Below are 19,651 nucleotides of genomic sequence, written 5' to 3' on the forward strand. Positions count from 1 at the left end.
AGCTTTCCGTACATAAATCTGTAATGACATATAGTTTGGGAGGGGGAAAAGAAGTGGCAACAGATCATTCATTACGTTTTTCATTAAAAGAATCTGTTTGGTTCCAAAAAGGACAGGAAGTCGAAGAACTTTTGTCAATTTCGTTAGATCCAGACGTTGAGATAGAAGAGCTTGATCATGAGGTAATTGTGAGAGGGCAATTAGATTTAACGGGAGAGTATGTTGCACGAAAAGATGATTCAGCTTATTCATTAAGAGATCTATCGCCAGCGAAGTCCATTGATTATGTAGAAACAAGAGAAGATGGGGTTAATGAACTTGTTCATTCCTTCCCGCTTGAAATATCAATCCCAAGAAACCGTGTGAAAGTAATTGAAGAACTATATGTATCTATCGAGGAATTTGATTATGAACTAAAGGAAAATGGTTGCTTACAATTATTAGCCGATATATCTATTACAGGTTTATGTGATGAAGAAAGAATTGAGGATGAAGAGGAAGAAACGGCGTATGCTGAGTTAGAGGATGATTCTGCGCAAGAGCATGAAACTAGACCGACGCCACAAGTCGAAGAGCCAGCCTATAAGGAATCAGATGAGTGGGAAGATTACGCATTTGAACCGTTCCAACTAGAAGAAAGAAAAGAGCAGGAAGTAGAAGAAGAGGAAATAGAAGAACATGAATTTGTAGAGCGTGAAGAGGAGAAAGAAACAACGCCGCAATTTGAATTGTTCGGAAGAAAAGATTTCAAGAAAGAACAAGCGAAAAAACAAGAAGTACAAGAAGAGGAAACGTATTCACAGCGGGATGAAAATGCGCTTTATTTAACGAAATTATTTACGAAAGAACCGGAAGAAGAATTTACAAAGTTAAGAATGTATTTTGTGCAAGAAGGAGATACGATCGAATCTGTTGCAGAACGTTATGAAACATCTGTACAAAACTTATACCGTGTCAATCAAACAGAAGATATATATTTAACTACAGGACAAATTATTTATATTCCTGTTTCAAGAGCAAAAGCGAAATAAGTGAGTGTTTTCACTCACTTATTTTTCTAAGGCTATGTTTTGAATAGAAAGGGTTATTCGTATGGATATGGAATTACGAAATCGCTATGAACCCATTGTAAGGCAATATAGATTGGATACGCAGCATATGGAAGAGCACGGAAGTGTGACGAAAATTTATACGAATCAAGGTCCATATGCGCTCAAGAAAATAGAAGGCAGGAAGTTAGAGCGGAATAACTTTTTGCATCATATTCAATATTTGAAGGAGAAAGGTTTTTCAAATTATGTACCTATATACCATGCGACGGACGGAAATTATATTTTAAGTGATGGTACGTACAATTATTATTTAATGCCTTGGTTAGAGCGTGCGGAAGGGAACGGCGAGGATAATGATCAATACCATAAAATGTTTCAGACTCTCGGAACGTTGCACCAAAAAACGGTAAAAGAAGAAACATATACAGAAGAGGATTTAGAAAAACATTATACAAATATATCCGATCGCTGGGAAAATGATGGAGAGATGTTAGAAGAGTTTCTTGTAGAATCTGAAGCGAAGTGGTATATGTCTCCGTTTGAATTGCAATATTGTACGTACTATCATCATGTAATGAGGGCGCGTGAGTTTGCAACGAAGCAATTAAATGAGTGGAACGATGCGATGAAAGAAAAAGAAACAACGCGCATTACTTTTGTACATGGTAACGTATCGCTTAATCATTTTTTATTTGATTATGAACGGAATGGCTATTTTATTAGTTTAGAAAAATCGAAGTTTGCAACACCTGTGCAAGATATTGTAGGGTTTTATTCTCGGTCGTTAAACACATATCCAATTGCGCGAAGTGATCGGTTTGAATGGTATCAAATGTATCAAAAAAATTTCCCTTTTACGAAAGAAGAGCAACTACTCATGTTTGCGTATATGACGTATCCATCGCAATTTATTCGGCAAATCCACTCTTATAAGAAAAGAAGAGAGCGGCGCAATGAGGAAAATGAACTTCTCGGAGTAAAGAGTTTGCAACAAGCGCATTGGCTCGTTAGTAATATAGAATATTTCCTTTCGCAATTACAAGCTGCCCAGCAAGGGAACGGATAAAGAAGATAAGTAGAGGATGCTACTTATCTTCTTTTTTTTACTCAAAAAGCTGTAGTCTTAAATTTATCTTGACGAATAAGGTTTCGTTTTTTACACTATTGTATATAATAATTAACAATCATATAAATGCCTTGAAGGGGAAGAGTATAACAAGAAACGTCTTCAGAGAGGAGAATCATTAGCTGGGAGATTCTCTAGATAGTTATGTTAGAAGGTAGCCCTGGAGCATCTTTTCTGAACAGAATAGTTCTCATTAGGAAAAGACGGATTTGTCCGTTATCAAATTAAGAGTATAAGCAAATTCCTGAATTTGTTTGTAAATAAAGGTGGTACCGCGATGTCCCTCGTCCTTTTTTGGATGAGGGACATTTTTTATTTTAAGGAGGGAAAATAATGTCAAACACGGAAAAGAATTTACCAACTAAATATGATCATATGTCCGTTGAAGAAGGCCTTTATCAGTGGTGGCTAGAAGGCAAATATTTTGAAGCAACAGGAGACGAGAAGAAACAACCGTATACAATTGTAATTCCACCTCCGAACGTAACTGGTAAGTTACACCTAGGTCATGCTTGGGATACAACTCTTCAAGATATTTTAACTCGTACGAAGCGTATGCAAGGTTACGATGTATTGTGGCTTCCAGGAATGGACCATGCGGGTATCGCAACACAAGCGAAAGTAGAAGGGAAACTTCGTGAAGAAGGTATTTCACGTTACGATCTTGGCCGTGAGAAATTCCTTGAAAAAGCTTGGGAATGGAAAGAAGAATACGCTTCTCACATTCGTCAACAATGGGGGAAAGTTGGTTTAGGACTAGACTATTCTCGCGAACGTTTCACATTAGACGAAGGTTTATCTGATGCGGTTAATAAAGTATTCGTTCAATTATACGAAAAAGGCTTAATTTACCGCGGTGAATATATTATCAACTGGGACCCGGCAACACGCACAGCTCTTTCTGATATCGAAGTAATTCATAAAGAAGTTCAAGGTGCATTCTACCATATGAACTATCCGTTAACAGATGGTTCTGGTCACATTCGTCTTGCAACAACTCGTCCAGAAACGATGCTTGGTGATACAGCGGTAGCGGTTCATCCAGAAGACGATCGTTACAAGCATTTAATCGGAAAAACAGTTACACTTCCAATCGTAGGCCGTGAGATTCCGATTATTGCTGATGAGTACGTAGAAGAAGATTTCGGAACAGGCGTTGTAAAAATTACGCCAGCTCATGACCCGAATGACTTTGAAGTAGGTAACCGTCATGACTTACCGCGTATCTTAGTAATGAACGAAGATGGATCGATGAACGAAAAAGCTGGTAAGTATAACGGTATGGATCGTTTCGAGTGTCGTAAAGCGTTAGTGAAAGATTTACAAGAAGCGGGCGTATTAGTAGAAATCGAGCCTCATATGCATTCAGTAGGCCATAGTGAGCGTAGTGGTGCAGTTGTTGAGCCTTACTTATCAACACAATGGTTCGTAAAAATGGCTCCACTTGCTGAGAAGGCAGTAGCGCTTCAACAAAAAGAAGAAGAGAAAGTAACGTTCGTACCAGATCGTTTCGAAAACACATATTTACGTTGGATGGAAAACATTCACGACTGGTGTATTTCTCGTCAATTATGGTGGGGACACCGCATTCCAGCTTGGTATCATAAAGAAACTGGTGAAGTATACGTAGGTACAGAAGCGCCAGCAGATATTGAAAATTGGAATCAAGATAACGACGTACTTGATACATGGTTCAGTTCAGCGTTATGGCCATTCTCAACACTTGGTTGGCCAAATGAAGATGCAGCGGACTTCAAACGTTACTATTCAACTGATGCACTAGTAACTGGTTATGACATCATCTTCTTCTGGGTATCTCGTATGATTTTCCAAGGTTTAGAGTTTACAGGCGAGCGTCCATTTAAAGATGTATTAATTCACGGTTTAGTTCGTGATGAGCAAGGACGTAAAATGAGTAAATCTCTTGGTAACGGTATTGACCCAATGGAAGTTATTGAGAAGTACGGTGCAGATGCAATGCGTTTCTTCTTATCAACAGGAAGTGCACCAGGTCAAGATTTACGCTTCAGCATGGAGAAAGTAGAATCTACTTGGAACTTCATTAATAAAATTTGGAATGCATCACGTTTCGTATTAATGAATATGGATGACATGAAATATGAAGAAATCGATTTAACTGGTGAAAAGTCAGTTGCAGATAAGTGGATTTTAACTCGCTTAAATGAAACAATCGAAAGCGTAACACGTAACATGGATAAATATGAGTTCGGTGAAGCTGGTCGCTCATTATACAACTTCATCTGGGATGATTTCTGTGACTGGTACATCGAAATGGCGAAACTTCCTCTATACGGTGAAGATGAAGCAGCTAAGAAAACAACTCGTTCTATTTTAGCTTACGTATTAGACCAAACAATGCGTCTATTACACCCATTCATGCCATTCGTAACAGAGAAGATTTGGCAACATTTACCGCACGAAGGCGAATCTATTACAGTAGCAGCGTGGCCAACAGTTCGCGAAGATTTACAAGATACAGAAGCTGCAGCAGAAATGCACCTTCTAGTTGATATCATTCGCTCTGTTCGTAACATTCGTGCAGAAGTTAATACGCCAATGAGCAAAAAAGTTCAAATGCAAATTAAAGCAAAAGATGAGGCTGTACTTGCTCAGCTTACGAAAAATAGCTCTTACATTGAGCGTTTCTGTAACCCAAGCGAGTTAACAATTCAAACGGATTTACAAGCACCAGAAAAAGCGATGACTGCAATTGTAACAGGTGCAGAGTTATTCTTACCGTTAGCTGATCTTATCAATCTTGATGAAGAGAGAGCACGTCTTGAGAAAGAACTTGAGAAGTTCGATAAAGAAGTAGAACGTGTACAGAAGAAACTTTCAAACCAAGGTTTCGTAGCGAAAGCTCCTGCAGCAGTTATTGAAGGAGAGCGTGCGAAAGAGCAAGATTACCTAGAAAAACGCGAAGCAGTTCGTCAACGTCTAGCGGATCTTGAGAAATAAAAATGTTTTTTAGAGACTCACTATATTGGTGAGTCTCTTTTCTTTGCGTATAATAGAATGATGAAGGTTGTCTTTTGAAAGGGGAAAGCATACGTGATACATACATACGAAGAAGCGATAGGTTGGATTCATAGCCGATTGAGATTTGGTATTAAACCGGGATTAGAAAGAATGAGATGGATGCTAGAAGAGCTCGGAAATCCAGAGCGTCACATAAAATGTGTTCACCTTGCTGGTACAAATGGAAAAGGTTCAACGTTAACATATATGCGCTACATGTTAGAAGGTGCAAAATATAAGGTAGGAACTTTTACCTCCCCTTATATTGAAACATTTAACGAGCGTATTAGTGTGAACGGAACACCAATTGCAGATGAAGAGATTACTGAACTTGTAAAGATGGTAAAGCCAGTCGTTGAAAAACTAGATGAGACGGATTTAGGGGAAGCGACTGAGTTTGAAATTATTACTGTTATGGCAATTTGTTATTTCGGTAAAGTTAATTTCTGTGATGTTGTTTTATTTGAAACAGGGCTTGGAGGGCGCTTTGATTCTACGAATGTGATTCATCCAGTTCTCACGATAATTACGAATATCGGTCACGATCATATGCATATTTTAGGTAATACATTAGGAGAAATTGCATATGAAAAGGCGGGGATTATTAAGTCTGGTGTTCCGGTTATTACTGGTGTGCAAGATGAGGAAGCGCTGCAAGTCATTCAAAAAGTTGCAAAGGAAAATCATGCAAATGTATACGAGATAGGCAACCATTTTACATCGTTACATAAACAGTCTAGTGAAGATGGAGAACAGTTCGATTTCACTTGTCCTTTCGCCTCTTTTGAAGATGTGCGAATCACAATGAAAGGCAGCCATCAAGTAGGAAACGCAACACTTGCACTTATGGCAGTCATGTATGTAAAAACATACTTATCATTTTTAATTGAGGAAGAAGAAATAAGAACTGGATTACAGGAAGCGTATTGGGTGGGGCGCTTTGAAAAACTGCAAAGTAATCCGGATATTATTATAGATGGTGCTCATAACCCAGAAGGTATTGAAAGTCTTGTGAAAACGGTAGAATCACATTACAAAGATAAAAATGTAATAGTTTTATTTACTGCCCTTGGTGATAAACAATTGCACAATATGGTAGGTCAATTAGAAAGCATCGCCGATGAAATTATTTTTACAACATTTGCCTTTGATCGTGCTATTTCTGCTGACAAACTTGCATCGTATTCAAAGGAAGAGTCAAAATTAGTTTTTGAAAATTGGAAAGAGGCAATTGATACGAAGGTTGAAATGCTTGGAGAAAATGACGTTTTTATCATAACAGGTTCTCTTTATTTCATTTCGGAAGTTCGAAAATATATTCGCGAGAAAAACTAGATAGTCTGTACTATCTAGTTTTTTTGTTCTACAAATGAAGTCAAATGCATACATATAAGATAAATATATAGGGTTATTTGGCGAATTCCTCTGACAAATATCTCGTTTTTTTGTGAAATGAATATGATATGATGCGGACAACGATAAGAGGTGAGGTGTGAGTGTATGGACAAGCAATCACGAACGATCTCAGTGAAAGTGAATGGAACAGAAGCGAAGTATGAGGAGAAGAAGAAAGACGAATTTGACTGGATGGTAGTAGAAAGTGAAAGATCAAAAAACGTTGTTCCGTTTCAAAAATCGAAAGTAGCGTCTACGGAAAAAAATCGAAAGAAGTGGAGCAATACGTTAATTGCAATCGTTGCAACTGCAATTATTATTGGTACGGCGTTTGGAATGGGGATGCTACAGTTACTGCAAGGACAAGGTGCGACAGGAGGAAGTGAAGTAACAGCTTCGAAGCAGATGCGAAAGGAAGAATCAAAGGTGGGCGGAACGGTAGAACAAACACCAGCACCAAAAGAGGAAAAAACAAAAGCACAGACAGGAACGTCATTAGAGCCAATGAAATTATTTTTTGTTCAAGGAGGAATCTATTCTTCTGAAGAAAAGGGACAGGCCGCTCTTGAAGAGTGGAAAGGTAATGGAGGTGTAGCAGCCTTAAAACCGAGCGGTGATAAGTATGCATTAGTTGTTGGTATTGCTAGCGATGAACAAGGCATAAACCAATTAATGACGCAGTATAAAAATGATAATGTCTCCGTATTGAAAAAGGACTGGGATATAACAGATAAAGCGTTACTTAAAGATGATAAAGAAGTTGGGGCGTTTTTAACAAAAGTACAGCCATTATATACTCATTTAGCAAAATATGCTTCTAGCGTACAAGCTAGTGAAAAAGGTAATGCAAAAGATATAAGTGCAATCGAAAAAGAGTGGAAAGCGATTGAAAAAGAAGGGAAAAGTATGAAGCAGGAAGAAGCAAAGAAATTGTATATGTACACGTCAGTAGCTGTGCAAACAGTGAAGGATGGAAAAGGTGATAAGGAATCTTTAGCGAAATTAAATCAAGTTATCATTGATGGTATACTTTCATACGAAAAAATTGTTTCACAAAAGGTGAAATAATAGGATAATGAAATGACGAAGGAAGAAGTGTAGATGCTTCTTTCTTTTCTTTTGAATTTAGAGTAAAGTGCTTTCTCTATGACAGGAATATAATCGTGTTTTAGTAAGGAAGTATTATTTTGTTTAGAGAAAATAATATTTCTTTTATTTGTGGACAAACTATTCCTTTGATACGATTGATATAAATGATTCTGCTTCATGTGAGAAAGGAAGGAGAAAATATGAAAAAAATTATTTTAGCTTCAGGATCACCTCGCAGGAAGGAATTACTTGAGTTAGCGGGTGTGCCATTTGAAATTATTGTAAGTGAAGTAGAAGAAACGATTGGTGCGTATTCATCGCCTTCTGATATTGTTATGTCCCTTGCCCTGCAAAAAGCATCTGCGGTAGCAGAAAATAACAGTGATCATATTGTATTAGGTGCAGACACAATTGTTACATATGAGTCGCGTATTCTTGGAAAGCCATCTAATGAGGCTGAGGCGAAAGAAATGTTGCAATTATTATCAGGGAAAACACATGAAGTGTATACTGGTGTTGCAATTATAGCAAAGGACAAAACAGTCACTTTTTACGAGCGTACAGAAGTTACGTTTTGGGAATTAACAGAAGAGGAAATTGACGCATACATTGCATCAAAAGAGCCTTTGGATAAAGCAGGAAGTTATGGGATTCAAGGTAAAGGATCTATTTTTGTTCAACATATTCAAGGGGACTACTATAGTGTAGTTGGGTTACCAATTTCACGTCTTGTTCGGGAATTAAAACAATTTAATATTGATGTAACCCATGCGTAAAACTGCATGGGATTTTCTTTGAGAGAACAAATAAAGGGGTGGAGAAATGAACGGTATTCGTGATGTTGTCAAAGAAGAACAGCCACGGGAGCGTTTATTGTTAGAGGGAGCTGGAAGTTTATCCAATCGGGAGCTTCTTGCAGTGTTACTCAGAACAGGTTCTAAAGAAGAAACAGTTTTGAAGTTATCAGATAAAATTTTACATCACTTTGATGGTTTACGTATGTTGAAAGATGCAACGTTAGAAGAGCTTGTCAGTATACATGGTGTCGGGGTTGCGAAGGCAACGCAGCTTATAGCTGCTTTTGAACTCGGTAGAAGAATGGTGCGTTTAGAATATCAAAATAGATACAGCATTCGAAGCCCGGAAGATTGCGCCAGATATATGATGGAAGAAATGCGCTTCCTGCAGCAGGAGCATTTTGTATGTCTATATTTGAACACAAAGAATCAAGTTATACATAGGCAAACGATTTTCATTGGAAGTTTAAACTCGTCAATTGTACATCCAAGGGAAGTTTTTAAAGAAGCGTTTCGCCGTGCAGCAGCCTCTATCATATGTCTTCATAACCATCCCTCAGGAGACCCCGCGCCGAGCCGAGAAGATATTGAAGTAACAAAACGCTTAGTAGAATGCGGCCGGATTATCGGAATTGAAGTGCTCGATCATATTATAATAGGTGACCATAAATTCGTGAGTTTAAAGGAAAAAGGTCATATTTAAGACTATGCTTTTTACTTATTTTGTTTTATAATGTGATTTATGAGTTTTTTGTAGAAAATTATCTACAAAAAGGATAAAGATATAAAAAACGTACTGTTTTTATAATATAAAGTAAGAAAAAATGAGTCCGTGAAAACAAGAAAGGAAGATAAATAATATGTTTGGATTTGGTGGCTTTACTCGCGATCTTGGAATAGACTTAGGAACTGCGAACACGCTTGTATATGTAAAAGGAAAAGGTGTAGTTTTACGTGAACCTTCAGTAGTAGCGTTACAAACTGATACGAAACAAATCGTTGCTGTAGGTAGCGATGCAAAACAAATGATTGGTCGTACACCAGGAAACGTTGTGGCACTTCGCCCAATGAAAGACGGTGTAATTGCTGATTACGAAACGACAGCAACAATGATGAAATATTACATTCAACAAGCTCAAAAATCAAATGGATTCTTCTCACGTAAGCCTTATGTAATGGTATGTGTGCCATCTGGTATTACAGCTGTAGAAAGACGTGCAGTAATCGATGCGACTCGTCAAGCTGGTGCTCGTGATGCTTATCCTATCGAAGAACCATTTGCAGCAGCAATTGGTGCAAACTTACCTGTTTGGGAACCAACTGGTAGTATGGTTGTTGATATCGGTGGCGGTACAACAGAAGTTGCAATCATTTCTTTAGGCGGTATTGTAACAAGTCAATCAGTTCGTGTTGCTGGTGATGACATGGATGATTCAATCATTCAGTACATTAAGAAAAGCTACAACTTAATGATCGGTGAAAGAACAGCTGAAGCATTAAAATTAGAAATCGGTTCTGCAGGCGAGCCAGAAGGTATTGAGCCTATGGAAATTCGCGGTCGTGATTTAGTAAGTGGTTTACCAAAAACAGTACTAATTCAACCAGAAGAAATTGCAGATGCATTAAAAGATACAGTAGATGCAATTGTAGAATCTGTTAAAAATACGTTGGAGAAAACTCCACCTGAATTAGCGGCAGATATTATGGACCGTGGTATCGTATTAACAGGTGGCGGAGCATTACTACGTAATTTAGATAAAGTAATTAGTGAAGAAACAAATATGCCAGTTCTTGTTGCAGAAGATCCATTAGATTGCGTAGCAATTGGAACGGGTAAAGCATTAGACAATATCGATCTTTTCAAAACTGCTGCTCGATAATATTGCAAAATAAAAATCAATGAAATTAAGAGGGTGTGAACGTGCCACAGTTTTTCTTAAACAAAAGATTAATTGTTTTGTTAGTTAGTATTATTCTTCTCGTGGCATTGATTGGAATCTCATTGAAAGAACGGAACAGTTTAACATGGCCAGAGCAGTTTGTTAAAGACACTGTCGGTGTTGTAGAACGTGTATTCCAAAAGCCAGCGAAATACGTAGCTGGATTCTTCGAAAATGTAGAGGATGTAAAGCGCACGTATGAAGAGAATAAAGAATTAAAAGCAAAATTAGACAATTATGCAGGTCTATCAGGAAAAGTAAAACAATTAGAAGATGATAACAAGAAGTTACAAGAGTTAACGGGTAAAGATAAGTTAAATAGCGGTTATACTGAAATTCCAGCTACTGTCGTTTCTCGTAATCCAGATAAATGGTACGATTTAGTTGGAATTGACAAAGGGGCACAGCAAGGAATTAAAAAAGATATGGCTGTATTAACTCCACAAGGTTTAGTTGGACGAGTGAAAAGTGTATCTCAGTTCACATCATCAGTAGAGCTACTAAGCTCTATGAGCCGAACAAATCGTGTTTCTGCTATCGTACAAGGAAATGAGAAAATCTTTGGATTGATTGAAGGCTACGATAAAGAAAAGCACTTACTTCTTTTCACAAAGATTGGTTCTGATGCTGAGGTAGCTAAAGATCAACTAGTTGTAACATCTGGACTTGGTGATATTTTCCCGAAAGGTCTTGTAATTGGAACAATTGTTGATGTTCAGCCGGATCCATACGGTTTAACAAAAACAGCTTATGTAAAACCTGCCGCTGATTTAAATGACGTAGAGCATATTATGGTTGCGAAGCGTGAAACGCCTTCAGCGCCATTAGAATAGGAGGGGGAGAAGAGATGATGAAGATTTTAAAAAGAGCAGCTCTTCCTCTTTTGCTCCTTTTTGTTTTTTTATTTGAAAATATGTTTGCTACTATTGTTCCAACAGAGGTTTTTTGGAAAGACAGTATAGCAGCACCTCATTTCTTTATCATTGTGTTATGTTTTGTTACTGTGTACTATAGTCCGGTCCAAGGGATTTATTACGGACTATTATTTGGTTTCTTATTTGATACCGTATACACAGAACTTGTCGGTATATATATTTTTGCGTATCCGATTTTAGCTTATTTAGTTTATAGTGTGATGAAGGTACTACAATTAAATTTATTTATTGTTGTCTCTATCGTACTAGCTAGCATTGCAGCATTAGAGTATTATGTGTATGGATTTTTAACTTTGTTAGGACGTACTCATATGTCGGCGTATGTCTTTTTCACAGATCGTCTCCTGTCTACTTTATTGCTAAATGCAATTTTCTTATTGATAGTTTGTTTCCCACTGAGACGATATTTAGTGCGTCTTTCAAAAGCGATGGAAGAAAAAGAAAAAAGGATTTTCTAATTTTATGTCGAATTGAATCGGTGGGGTGAACTTTAGTGGAAGAAAAAAAGCAACAAAATGTAACAATAAAAGGGACAAAAGACGGGATAACGCTTCATTTAGATGATTGTTGTTCATTCTCTGAATTACTGAAGGAATTGGATGAGAAACTTTCTACACATTATTATGATGGTGATGGACGCTCTTTAATTGAAGTGCATGTGAAAGTGGGAAATCGTTATTTAACAGAAGTCCAACAAGAAGAGATTCGTACGTTAATTCGTAATAAAAAGAATCTCGTTGTGGATTCGATTGAAAGTGATGTTATAACGAAAGAGGAAGCAATAGCTTGGAAAGAAGAAACAGAAATTGTCCCTATTTCCAAAATTGTTCGCTCTGGACAAGTTTTACATGTAAAAGGAAATTTATTGTTAATTGGTGATGTTAATCCAGGCGGAACGGTTATCGCTGGGGGGAATATTTTTGTCGTAGGATCATTAAGAGGAATTGCACATGCTGGGTATTATGGGGATTCAGATGCTGTAATCGCTGCATCTGTTATGAACCCGATGCAACTTCGAATTAGTGATGTGGCAATGCGGGCTCCGGAAGAGAAAGAAGACGGAGCGGAGGCGGCAGAATGTGCGTATATTAATGAGAACAATCACATTGTTGTCGATCGACTGCAACTTCTCACTCATCTTAGACCTAATTTAACAAAGTTAGAAAGGGGAATTGTATAGCTGTGGGAGAGGCAATAGTAATTACATCTGGAAAAGGCGGTGTAGGTAAAACTACAACGTCTGCGAACATTGGTACAGCCTTAGCGTTATCTGGAAAGAAAGTGTGCTTAATTGACACAGATATCGGTCTTCGAAACTTAGACGTAGTAATGGGGCTGGAAAATCGTATTGTATTTGATCTTGTTGATGTCGTTGAAGGGCGTTGCCGTTTACCTCAGGCTCTTATTAAAGATAAACGTTTTGACGATCTTTATTTATTACCTGCAGCACAAACGAGTGATAAATCAGCGGTAACACCTGAACAAATGGATGAATTAATACAAGTATTACGTCAAGATTATGATTACATATTAATTGATTGTCCTGCGGGGATTGAGCAGGGATTTAAAAACGCGGTAGCTGGTGCGGATAAAGCAATCGTTGTTACGACGCCAGAAGTATCCTCAATGCGCGATGCGGATCGTATTATCGGGCTTTTAGAAAAAGAGGATATTGAACCACCGAAACTTGTTATTAATCGTGTGCGTAGTCATATGCTTCATGAACAGGATATGTTAGATGTTGATGAAATCGTACGTACATTGTCAATTGAGCTTCTTGGTGTTGTCGAAGATGATGATGAAGTTATTCGTGCTACAAATACAGGTGAGCCTGTAGCGTTGCAACCGAGCGGAAAAGCAGCGTTAGCTTATCGTAATATTGCAAGACGTTTGTTGGGTGAGAATGTCCCATTACAAGCATTTGAACAAGAAAAGGTATCGGTATTTACAAAGGTGAAAAACTTCTTTGGAATCCGTTAAAAGCACTTCGCATATTTGCGGAGTGCTTTCTTTTTTCTTCACACGAATATCTTCCATACCTAGCTCATACATATGTACAAACTGTATACAACTGTTTCTATGTACATTAGCTTAACGAAAGAAAGGAGACAGTATGAAGAATAGACGTGTAGAAGAAATTAAAAAACGGATTGCGAAGAGGAAGGCAGAGCAAGAAAGGATGGAGGAAGAGCAGTATTTTGCTGGAGGGAATTTTGATAGTGAAACAGTATTTATTGAAGATGGAGAAAAGGAAATTCATCCTTTATTTCGAAAAGAAGTGTTTTTCTTCAAAGTATTGTTATCAGCAATATTAGTTCTTTCTGTCGCTATTTTATATAAGAATGCACCAGCTTCTTTCGACGGTGCTAAAGCTGTTACAGAAAAAGTGATGAAAGAAGAGTTTCAGTTTGCTACTGTAGCGAAATGGTACGAAAAACAGTTTGGAAAACCGCTTGTGTTCTATTCGCCTAATGAGAAAAAAGAAGGAACGATTCAGCAAAAAGATTATGCCATTCCTGCTTCCGGAAAGGTGATGCAAGGGTTTCAAAAAAATGGCCAAGGTGTATTTGTCCAAACAGCTACAAATGCAACTGTTGAGTCAGTGAATGAAGGGCTAGTTGTTTTTGCAGGCAAGAAAGAGGAACTTGGTAATACAGTTCAAATTCAGCATGCAGATGGTACGGAGTCATGGTATGCAAATTTAAATGATATGTCAGTGAAGTTATATGATTACGTTTCAAAGAAACAAAAAATTGGAACAGTGAATAATGATGCGAATAATAAAAATGGTAAGTTTTATTTCGCAATAAAAAAGGACGAAAAATTTATTGATCCGATTCAGGTGATTTCATTTGATTAAATATAGAGATGTTTTAACAAAGATTTCAGTGCATCCGTTGTTTTGGGTTATTATTGTCATTGGTATTTTCACGGCACGTTTTAAAGAGTTACTACTGTTATTTTGTATCGTTCTCATCCATGAACTTGGGCATGCTTTTGCAGCGGCACACTATAATTGGCGTATTAAGAAGATTCAACTTTTGCCGTTTGGTGGTGTAGCTGAGCTTGAGGAACATGGGAATAAATCATTGAAAGAGGAACTAGTTGTCGTAATTGCAGGACCTATTCAACATATTTGGATGATGGCGGTAGGCTATATGTTGTTTGAAGCTGGTTGGCTTCATGCGGAATTATATTATTTCTTTATGTGGAATAATATAATTATTTTAGCATTTAATTTACTACCTATTTGGCCTCTTGATGGTGGAAAAGTATTGTTTAACGTACTATCATATCGTTTTCCTTATTTACAAGCACATGAAAAGATGATGAAATTATCATGTGTTTTTTTTAGTGTCATACTAGGATGGCAGTTACTTTGGAATAGTAACAATATTATGATGTGGGTACTACTCATATTTTTAGCAGTGTCGTTATATCAAGAATGGAAGCAAAGACGGTATGCCTTTATGCGTTTTTTATTAGAACGTTATTATGGGAACAAAAGAGGAATTGAAAAGATTGCACCGATTGAGGTGCAATCAGAAGATCATTTATATAAGATATTCACAAAATTTCGTAGAGGCTATAAGCATTCTATTATCGTCCGCGGAAAATATAAAGAACATTACACATTGGATGAAAATGAATTGCTTTATGCGTATTTTACTGAAAAACGAACAACTTCATCTGTTGAAGAATTAATCGGTTAGTGTTGACGTTAGCACTAACCTTTTATTATTGTAAAAGCAAAGAAGATTATAAAGTGAGGAAAGTATTTTGAAAACGTTATATATGAACTACGCTGGATCGGAAAAACGGGTTGCAATTGAAGAGAAGAAGAAAATTGTTGAGTTTTTATGGAAACGAAATGAAGAACAAGAGATTGTTGGGCATATTTATGTTGGACGTATCGTAAGAACGATTGCTGGAATGAATGCAGCTTTTGTAAATATAGGTTTAGAAAAACATGCGTATCTTTCGTACGATGATGTACCATCTTCTTATCATATACATGAAGGACAAGCGGTGCTCGTACAAGTTGTAAAAGAGGCAATTGATACGAAAGGGCCAAAATTGACAGCAAATATAGAATTTACCGGAAAATATGTCGTTTATATGCCATATGATGAAATGCGTGCGGTTTCTCGGAAAATAAAAAACAATAAAAGAAGGCAACAATTACTCCAAATTGAAGTAGGAGGGACAGGAGGTTATATTTTCCGCTCAGCTTCTGAAAAAGGAGAAATTGAAGAAATACAAGCTGAAATGCAAAGGTTACAGCAGTTATATGAAGAGTTAAAAAGAAAAGAGGGCCAAGGAAAGGCACCGTTACTAGTCCATCGACCAGCAACCTTTTTAGATCGTGTATTTCAAGAGAATCCAATTGAAACGATTGAAAAAGTAGTTGTAGATACAAGAAGTATAGTAAAAGAATTAGAAGAAAAAGTCGGTAAAGAAAAAGTCTCTTTTTATAATGAAAAATCTTCAATGTTTAACCATTTTGGCATAGAGCGTGAGATTGAGAAAGCACTTCAAAAAATTGTTTGGCTCCCAAATGGTGCTTATTTAATTGTGGAACAAATGGAGACGATGACTGTAATTGATGTGAATACGGGTAAGTTTACTGGAAAACAGAATTTACAAGATACAGTCCTTCGTACAAATGAAGTAGCAGCTGAAGAGATAGCGCGTCAATTAAGACTCCGTGATATTGGTGGTATGATATTAATTGACTTTATTAATATGAAAAGAAGAGAAGATAAAGAAAAGATAAGAGAATGTCTCATCGCTGCTATGCAAAATGATCGCACATATACAAGAGTGCTCGGGTTCACAGAGTTAGGGATTTTAGAGATGACACGTAAACGTAAAAAACATTCTTTACGCGACGTATTACTTGAAGAGTGTGCACCGTGCAAAGCGACGGGTTATGTCATGTCATATGAAACGATTGCGTATGAGCTAGAGAGAGAGCTAATTACATACGGCAATATAGAAGATGAGGCAGTATTAATCTCTGCATCTAAAGAATTACAAAAACAATTTTTGCAAAAAGAATTACAAAAAAATATTCCATTTGAAATTTATTTCAAAGATGATATGATCGAAAAGTACGCTATTATCCGTTTTGGAAGTAAAAAAGAAATTATAGAACGAAAAAAATAGTTATTAGAACTTTCATTGACAATAGTCTATGATTCATGATAACATCTTTATGTTATAGTTTATAGCACCTAAACGGCTATATGCTACAACCGCACAAGACAGGTTCCTTAAAGGCATTTATGTCTACCTCGTTTTTGGCGAGTCTTAGTAATTAAGAGGAGGTGCAAGTATGTACGCAATTATCGAAACAGGTGGAAAACAAATCAAAGTTGAAGCTGGTCAAGAAATCTACATTGAAAAATTAGATGTTGAAGCTGGTGAAACTGTTACTTTTGACAAAGTTCTTTTCGTTGGTGGCGAAAACGTGAAAGTTGGTAGCCCAGTTGTAGAAGGTGCAACAGTTACTGCGAAAGTTGAAAAACACGGTCGCGCTAAGAAAATCATCGTTTTCAAATACAAAGCGAAAAAGAACAATCGTAAGAAACAAGGTCATCGTCAACCTTACACTAAGCTAGTTGTTGAAGCTATCAACGCTTAATTCTGGTTAACATGATTAAAATTACGATAAGTCGCACGAAATTAGGAAGTATCCAATCATTTAAAATGACTGGACATGCCGATTATGCGCCACATGGACAAGATCTTGTCTGTGCTGGAACTACAGCGGTTGTGTTTGGTTCCATAAATGCTGTGGAAGAACTTTGTAATGTGCAGGCAACTATTGAACTCGGAAGTGATGGTGGATTCTTAACGTATGAATTGCCTAATGATTTAGACGTTCATACAGCAGAAAAAGCACAGATACTTTTAGAAGGATTGGTTGTTTCGCTTAAGACGATCGAACTTGATTACGGAAAGTATATCCGTTTAATAGAAAAAGTGCAGGAGGTGTAACGTATGTTAAGATTAGATCTTCAGTTTTTCGCATCTAAGAAAGGTGTAGGTAGTACAAAGAACGGTCGTGACTCTCAGTCAAAACGTCTTGGTGCTAAACGCGCAGATGGTCAAACGGTTACAGGTGGTTCAATTCTTTACCGTCAACGCGGTACAAAAATTTATCCAGGTGTTAACGTTGGTCGTGGTGGCGATGACACTTTATACGCGAAAGTTGACGGCGTAGTACGCTTCGAGCGTCTTGGCCGTGACCGCAAACAAGTGAGCGTATATCCTGTTGCTCAAGAAGCATAAGAACTCACGGAAAACTCTAACCTGAGTGCAGGTTAGAGTTTTTCTATATTAAGGAGTATCTAAATGAATAAAAAATGGACAATTATAGATGCATTGCGCCATTCAAGACATGATTGGCTCAATCGTATGCAGATGGTGAAAGGAAACCTTTCCCTTGGAAAAGTGGAAGAAATTCATAGTCTCATCGATCGTTTTGTCCAAGAAGCGAGACAAGAATCCAATCTGATGGGGCTATCAATGCCTTTATTTTCAGAGTGGATTTTAACATATAATTGGAAACAGCAGCCGTGCTTATTGGAGTACGAAGTATTAGGGAATTTACATAACTTATCTCACTTAGATGAGACTGTATGTACATGGACGAATCAATTTTTCTCAATGCTTCAGCATAGTTTAGACGTATATGTTGAAAATTATGTTTGTATCACAATTGAATGTGACGCGGAGAATGCTCGTTTCTTTTTTGATTTTCGTGGTAAGCTAACGAGTGTAGAAGAACTACAGAATTGGCTTGCGAACCAAAACAATAAATGGTATTCCATTTCTTATACAGTAAGAGACGAAGAAGTCTCAGTTATATTACAACCAATTGAAAAAAGTGTGGTGAAATAATGTTTGTAGATCAGGTCAAGATATATGTAAAAGGCGGCGACGGTGGTAACGGAATGGTTGCGTATCGTCGTGAGAAGTATGTACCAAAAGGTGGCCCAGCAGGTGGCGACGGTGGTAAAGGTGCAGATGTTGTTTTTGTTGTTGAGGAAGGCTTACGTACATTAATGGACTTCCGCTACCAACGTCATTTCAAAGCTGATCGTGGTCAGCACGGAATGAGTAAAGGGCAGCACGGGCGTAAATCTGAAGATTTACTTGTAAAGGTTCCACCAGGAACAGTAGTAAAAGATGAAAAAACTGGTCAAATTCTTGCCGATTTAGTAACGCATGGGCAAACGGCTGTAATTGCAAAAGGTGGCCGCGGTGGTCGTGGTAACTCACGTTTCGCAACAGCTACGAATCCAGCGCCAGAAATCGCTGAGAACGGGGAGCCAGGTCAAGAGCGTGATGTTATTCTAGAACTGAAAGTACTAGCAGACGTTGGACTTGTTGGATTCCCAAGTGTAGGTAAATCTACATTATTATCTGTCGTATCATCAGCACGTCCGAAAATTGCAGAGTATCACTTCACAACAATCGTTCCAAACCTTGGTGTTGTTGAGACTGGTGATAACCGCAGCTTCGTTATGGCTGACCTTCCTGGACTAATTGAAGGCGCACATGCTGGCGTCGGACTTGGACACCAATTCTTACGTCATATTGAGCGTACACGTGTAATCGTGCATGTAATTGATATGTCTGGTTTAGAAGGCCGTGATCCATATGAAGATTACGTAACGATTAATAATGAATTAAAAGAATACAATCTTCGCTTAACGGAGCGTCCACAAGTTGTTGTTGCAAACAAAATGGATATGCCAGATGCAGAAGAAAACTTACAAGCATTTAAAGAGAAAGTGGGAGACGAAGTAAAAATCTTCCCAATCTCAGCTGTAACAAGACAAGGTGTTCGTGACTTACTGTTTGAAGTAGCGAACTTAATAGAAACAACACCAGAATTCCCAATACATGAAGTTGCGGATGAGTCTGATACAAGTGTAATGTACAAATTTGATACTGAAGGTGTTAAATTTGAAATTACACGTGAAAGTGATGGCACGTTTGTTATCTCTGGTTACGATATCGAGAAAACATTCAAGATGACAGACTTCTCACGTGATGAATCTGTACGTCGTTTCGCTCGCCAAATGCGTGGAATGGGTATTGATGAAGCGCTTCGTGCACGTGGTGCAAAAGACGGAGATATTGTAAAAATTCTTGAATATGAATTTGAATTTATCGACTAAGACTGCCGAAATATGGCAGTCTTTTTTTATCCCACTTTAATGGGCAGTAAGACCCCTACCTCAAAAATTCAGCGAAAGCAAAG

Annotated in this window: 20 protein-coding genes and 2 other annotated features; all 20 genes read left to right on the forward strand. The window is 37.6% G+C overall.

The window, feature by feature from the left end; translation table 11 throughout:
• Positions 1-53: 53 nt before the first annotated feature.
• Positions 54-1,031, forward strand: a complete 978-nt coding sequence (spoVID, locus tag ACTFRS_RS13165; protein ID WP_000179722.1) for a stage VI sporulation protein D — start codon at positions 54-56, stop codon at positions 1,029-1,031.
• Between the two features lie 61 nt (positions 1,032-1,092).
• Positions 1,093-2,118: a spore coat protein YsxE gene (gene ysxE / locus ACTFRS_RS13170; protein ID WP_139866514.1), complete on the forward strand. Its 1,026-nt coding sequence runs from the start codon at positions 1,093-1,095 to the stop codon at positions 2,116-2,118.
• Positions 2,119-2,240: 122 nt separating this feature from the next.
• Positions 2,241-2,473, forward strand: a binding site (T-box leader).
• 38 nt (positions 2,474-2,511) lie between these two features.
• Positions 2,512-5,157 (forward strand): valine--tRNA ligase, encoded by a 2,646-nt coding sequence (locus ACTFRS_RS13175; protein WP_440024861.1) that lies wholly within the window; start codon positions 2,512-2,514, stop codon positions 5,155-5,157.
• Between the two features lie 93 nt (positions 5,158-5,250).
• Positions 5,251-6,552, forward strand: a complete 1,302-nt coding sequence (locus ACTFRS_RS13180; RefSeq protein WP_440024859.1) for a bifunctional folylpolyglutamate synthase/dihydrofolate synthase — start codon at positions 5,251-5,253, stop codon at positions 6,550-6,552.
• Positions 6,553-6,717: 165 nt separating this feature from the next.
• A complete protein-coding gene (locus ACTFRS_RS13185; RefSeq protein ID WP_139866517.1) occupies positions 6,718-7,680 on the forward strand; it encodes a stage II sporulation protein B in 963 nt (320 codons plus the stop codon).
• A gap of 221 nt (positions 7,681-7,901) precedes the next feature.
• Entirely contained in the window at positions 7,902-8,477 is a 576-nt protein-coding gene (locus ACTFRS_RS13190) for a Maf family protein (RefSeq protein ID WP_087995343.1), read from the forward strand.
• Between the two features lie 46 nt (positions 8,478-8,523).
• On the forward strand, positions 8,524-9,201 hold the full coding sequence (radC, locus tag ACTFRS_RS13195; protein WP_139866518.1) for a DNA repair protein RadC: 678 nt from the start codon (positions 8,524-8,526) through the stop codon (positions 9,199-9,201).
• A 157-nt stretch (positions 9,202-9,358) separates the two neighbouring features.
• Positions 9,359-10,378, forward strand: coding sequence for a cell shape-determining protein MreB (gene mreB, locus ACTFRS_RS13200; protein WP_000466737.1), 1,020 nt, complete (start codon positions 9,359-9,361; stop codon positions 10,376-10,378).
• A gap of 41 nt (positions 10,379-10,419) precedes the next feature.
• The gene (mreC, locus tag ACTFRS_RS13205; protein ID WP_139866519.1) at positions 10,420-11,271 is read left to right on the forward strand and encodes a rod shape-determining protein MreC; all 852 of its coding nucleotides are present in this window, start codon (positions 10,420-10,422) and stop codon (positions 11,269-11,271) included.
• A gap of 14 nt (positions 11,272-11,285) precedes the next feature.
• Complete coding sequence (gene mreD / locus ACTFRS_RS13210; RefSeq protein WP_139866520.1) at positions 11,286-11,831, forward strand: rod shape-determining protein MreD; 546 nt, start codon at positions 11,286-11,288, stop codon at positions 11,829-11,831.
• Between the two features lie 35 nt (positions 11,832-11,866).
• On the forward strand, positions 11,867-12,553 hold the full coding sequence (gene minC / locus ACTFRS_RS13215; RefSeq protein WP_000391517.1) for a septum site-determining protein MinC: 687 nt from the start codon (positions 11,867-11,869) through the stop codon (positions 12,551-12,553).
• Positions 12,554-12,555: 2 nt separating this feature from the next.
• Positions 12,556-13,353: a septum site-determining protein MinD gene (gene minD / locus ACTFRS_RS13220; RefSeq protein WP_000503311.1), complete on the forward strand. Its 798-nt coding sequence runs from the start codon at positions 12,556-12,558 to the stop codon at positions 13,351-13,353.
• Between the two features lie 133 nt (positions 13,354-13,486).
• The gene (spoIVFA, locus tag ACTFRS_RS13225) at positions 13,487-14,233 is read left to right on the forward strand and encodes a stage IV sporulation protein SpoIVFA (RefSeq protein ID WP_061185542.1); all 747 of its coding nucleotides are present in this window, start codon (positions 13,487-13,489) and stop codon (positions 14,231-14,233) included.
• Positions 14,226-15,086, forward strand: a complete 861-nt coding sequence (spoIVFB, locus tag ACTFRS_RS13230; protein ID WP_000599049.1) for a stage IV sporulation intramembrane metalloprotease SpoIVFB — start codon at positions 14,226-14,228, stop codon at positions 15,084-15,086. The genes spoIVFA and spoIVFB overlap by 8 nt, the downstream gene beginning before the upstream one ends.
• A gap of 67 nt (positions 15,087-15,153) precedes the next feature.
• A complete protein-coding gene (locus tag ACTFRS_RS13235) occupies positions 15,154-16,542 on the forward strand; it encodes an Rne/Rng family ribonuclease (RefSeq protein WP_139866522.1) in 1,389 nt (462 codons plus the stop codon).
• Between the two features lie 77 nt (positions 16,543-16,619).
• Positions 16,620-16,697 (forward strand) — a sequence feature (ribosomal protein L21 leader region).
• Positions 16,698-16,711: 14 nt separating this feature from the next.
• Entirely contained in the window at positions 16,712-17,020 is a 309-nt protein-coding gene (gene rplU, locus ACTFRS_RS13240; RefSeq protein WP_000270908.1) for a 50S ribosomal protein L21, read from the forward strand.
• Between the two features lie 11 nt (positions 17,021-17,031).
• Positions 17,032-17,376, forward strand: a complete 345-nt coding sequence (locus ACTFRS_RS13245) for a ribosomal-processing cysteine protease Prp (protein WP_001993153.1) — start codon at positions 17,032-17,034, stop codon at positions 17,374-17,376.
• A 3-nt stretch (positions 17,377-17,379) separates the two neighbouring features.
• The gene (gene rpmA, locus ACTFRS_RS13250; RefSeq protein ID WP_000944958.1) at positions 17,380-17,670 is read left to right on the forward strand and encodes a 50S ribosomal protein L27; all 291 of its coding nucleotides are present in this window, start codon (positions 17,380-17,382) and stop codon (positions 17,668-17,670) included.
• A 63-nt stretch (positions 17,671-17,733) separates the two neighbouring features.
• Positions 17,734-18,282: a sporulation initiation phosphotransferase B gene (locus ACTFRS_RS13255; protein ID WP_001037006.1), complete on the forward strand. Its 549-nt coding sequence runs from the start codon at positions 17,734-17,736 to the stop codon at positions 18,280-18,282.
• Positions 18,282-19,568: a GTPase ObgE gene (obgE, locus tag ACTFRS_RS13260; RefSeq protein ID WP_000497128.1), complete on the forward strand. Its 1,287-nt coding sequence runs from the start codon at positions 18,282-18,284 to the stop codon at positions 19,566-19,568. The genes ACTFRS_RS13255 and obgE overlap by 1 nt, the downstream gene beginning before the upstream one ends.
• The last annotated feature ends 83 nt before the right edge of the window (positions 19,569-19,651 follow it).

Origin of the sequence: Bacillus cereus group sp. MYBK139-1 (genome assembly GCF_051916915.1) — a bacterium.
Lineage (GTDB): Bacteria > Bacillota > Bacilli > Bacillales > Bacillaceae_G > Bacillus_A > Bacillus_A pacificus.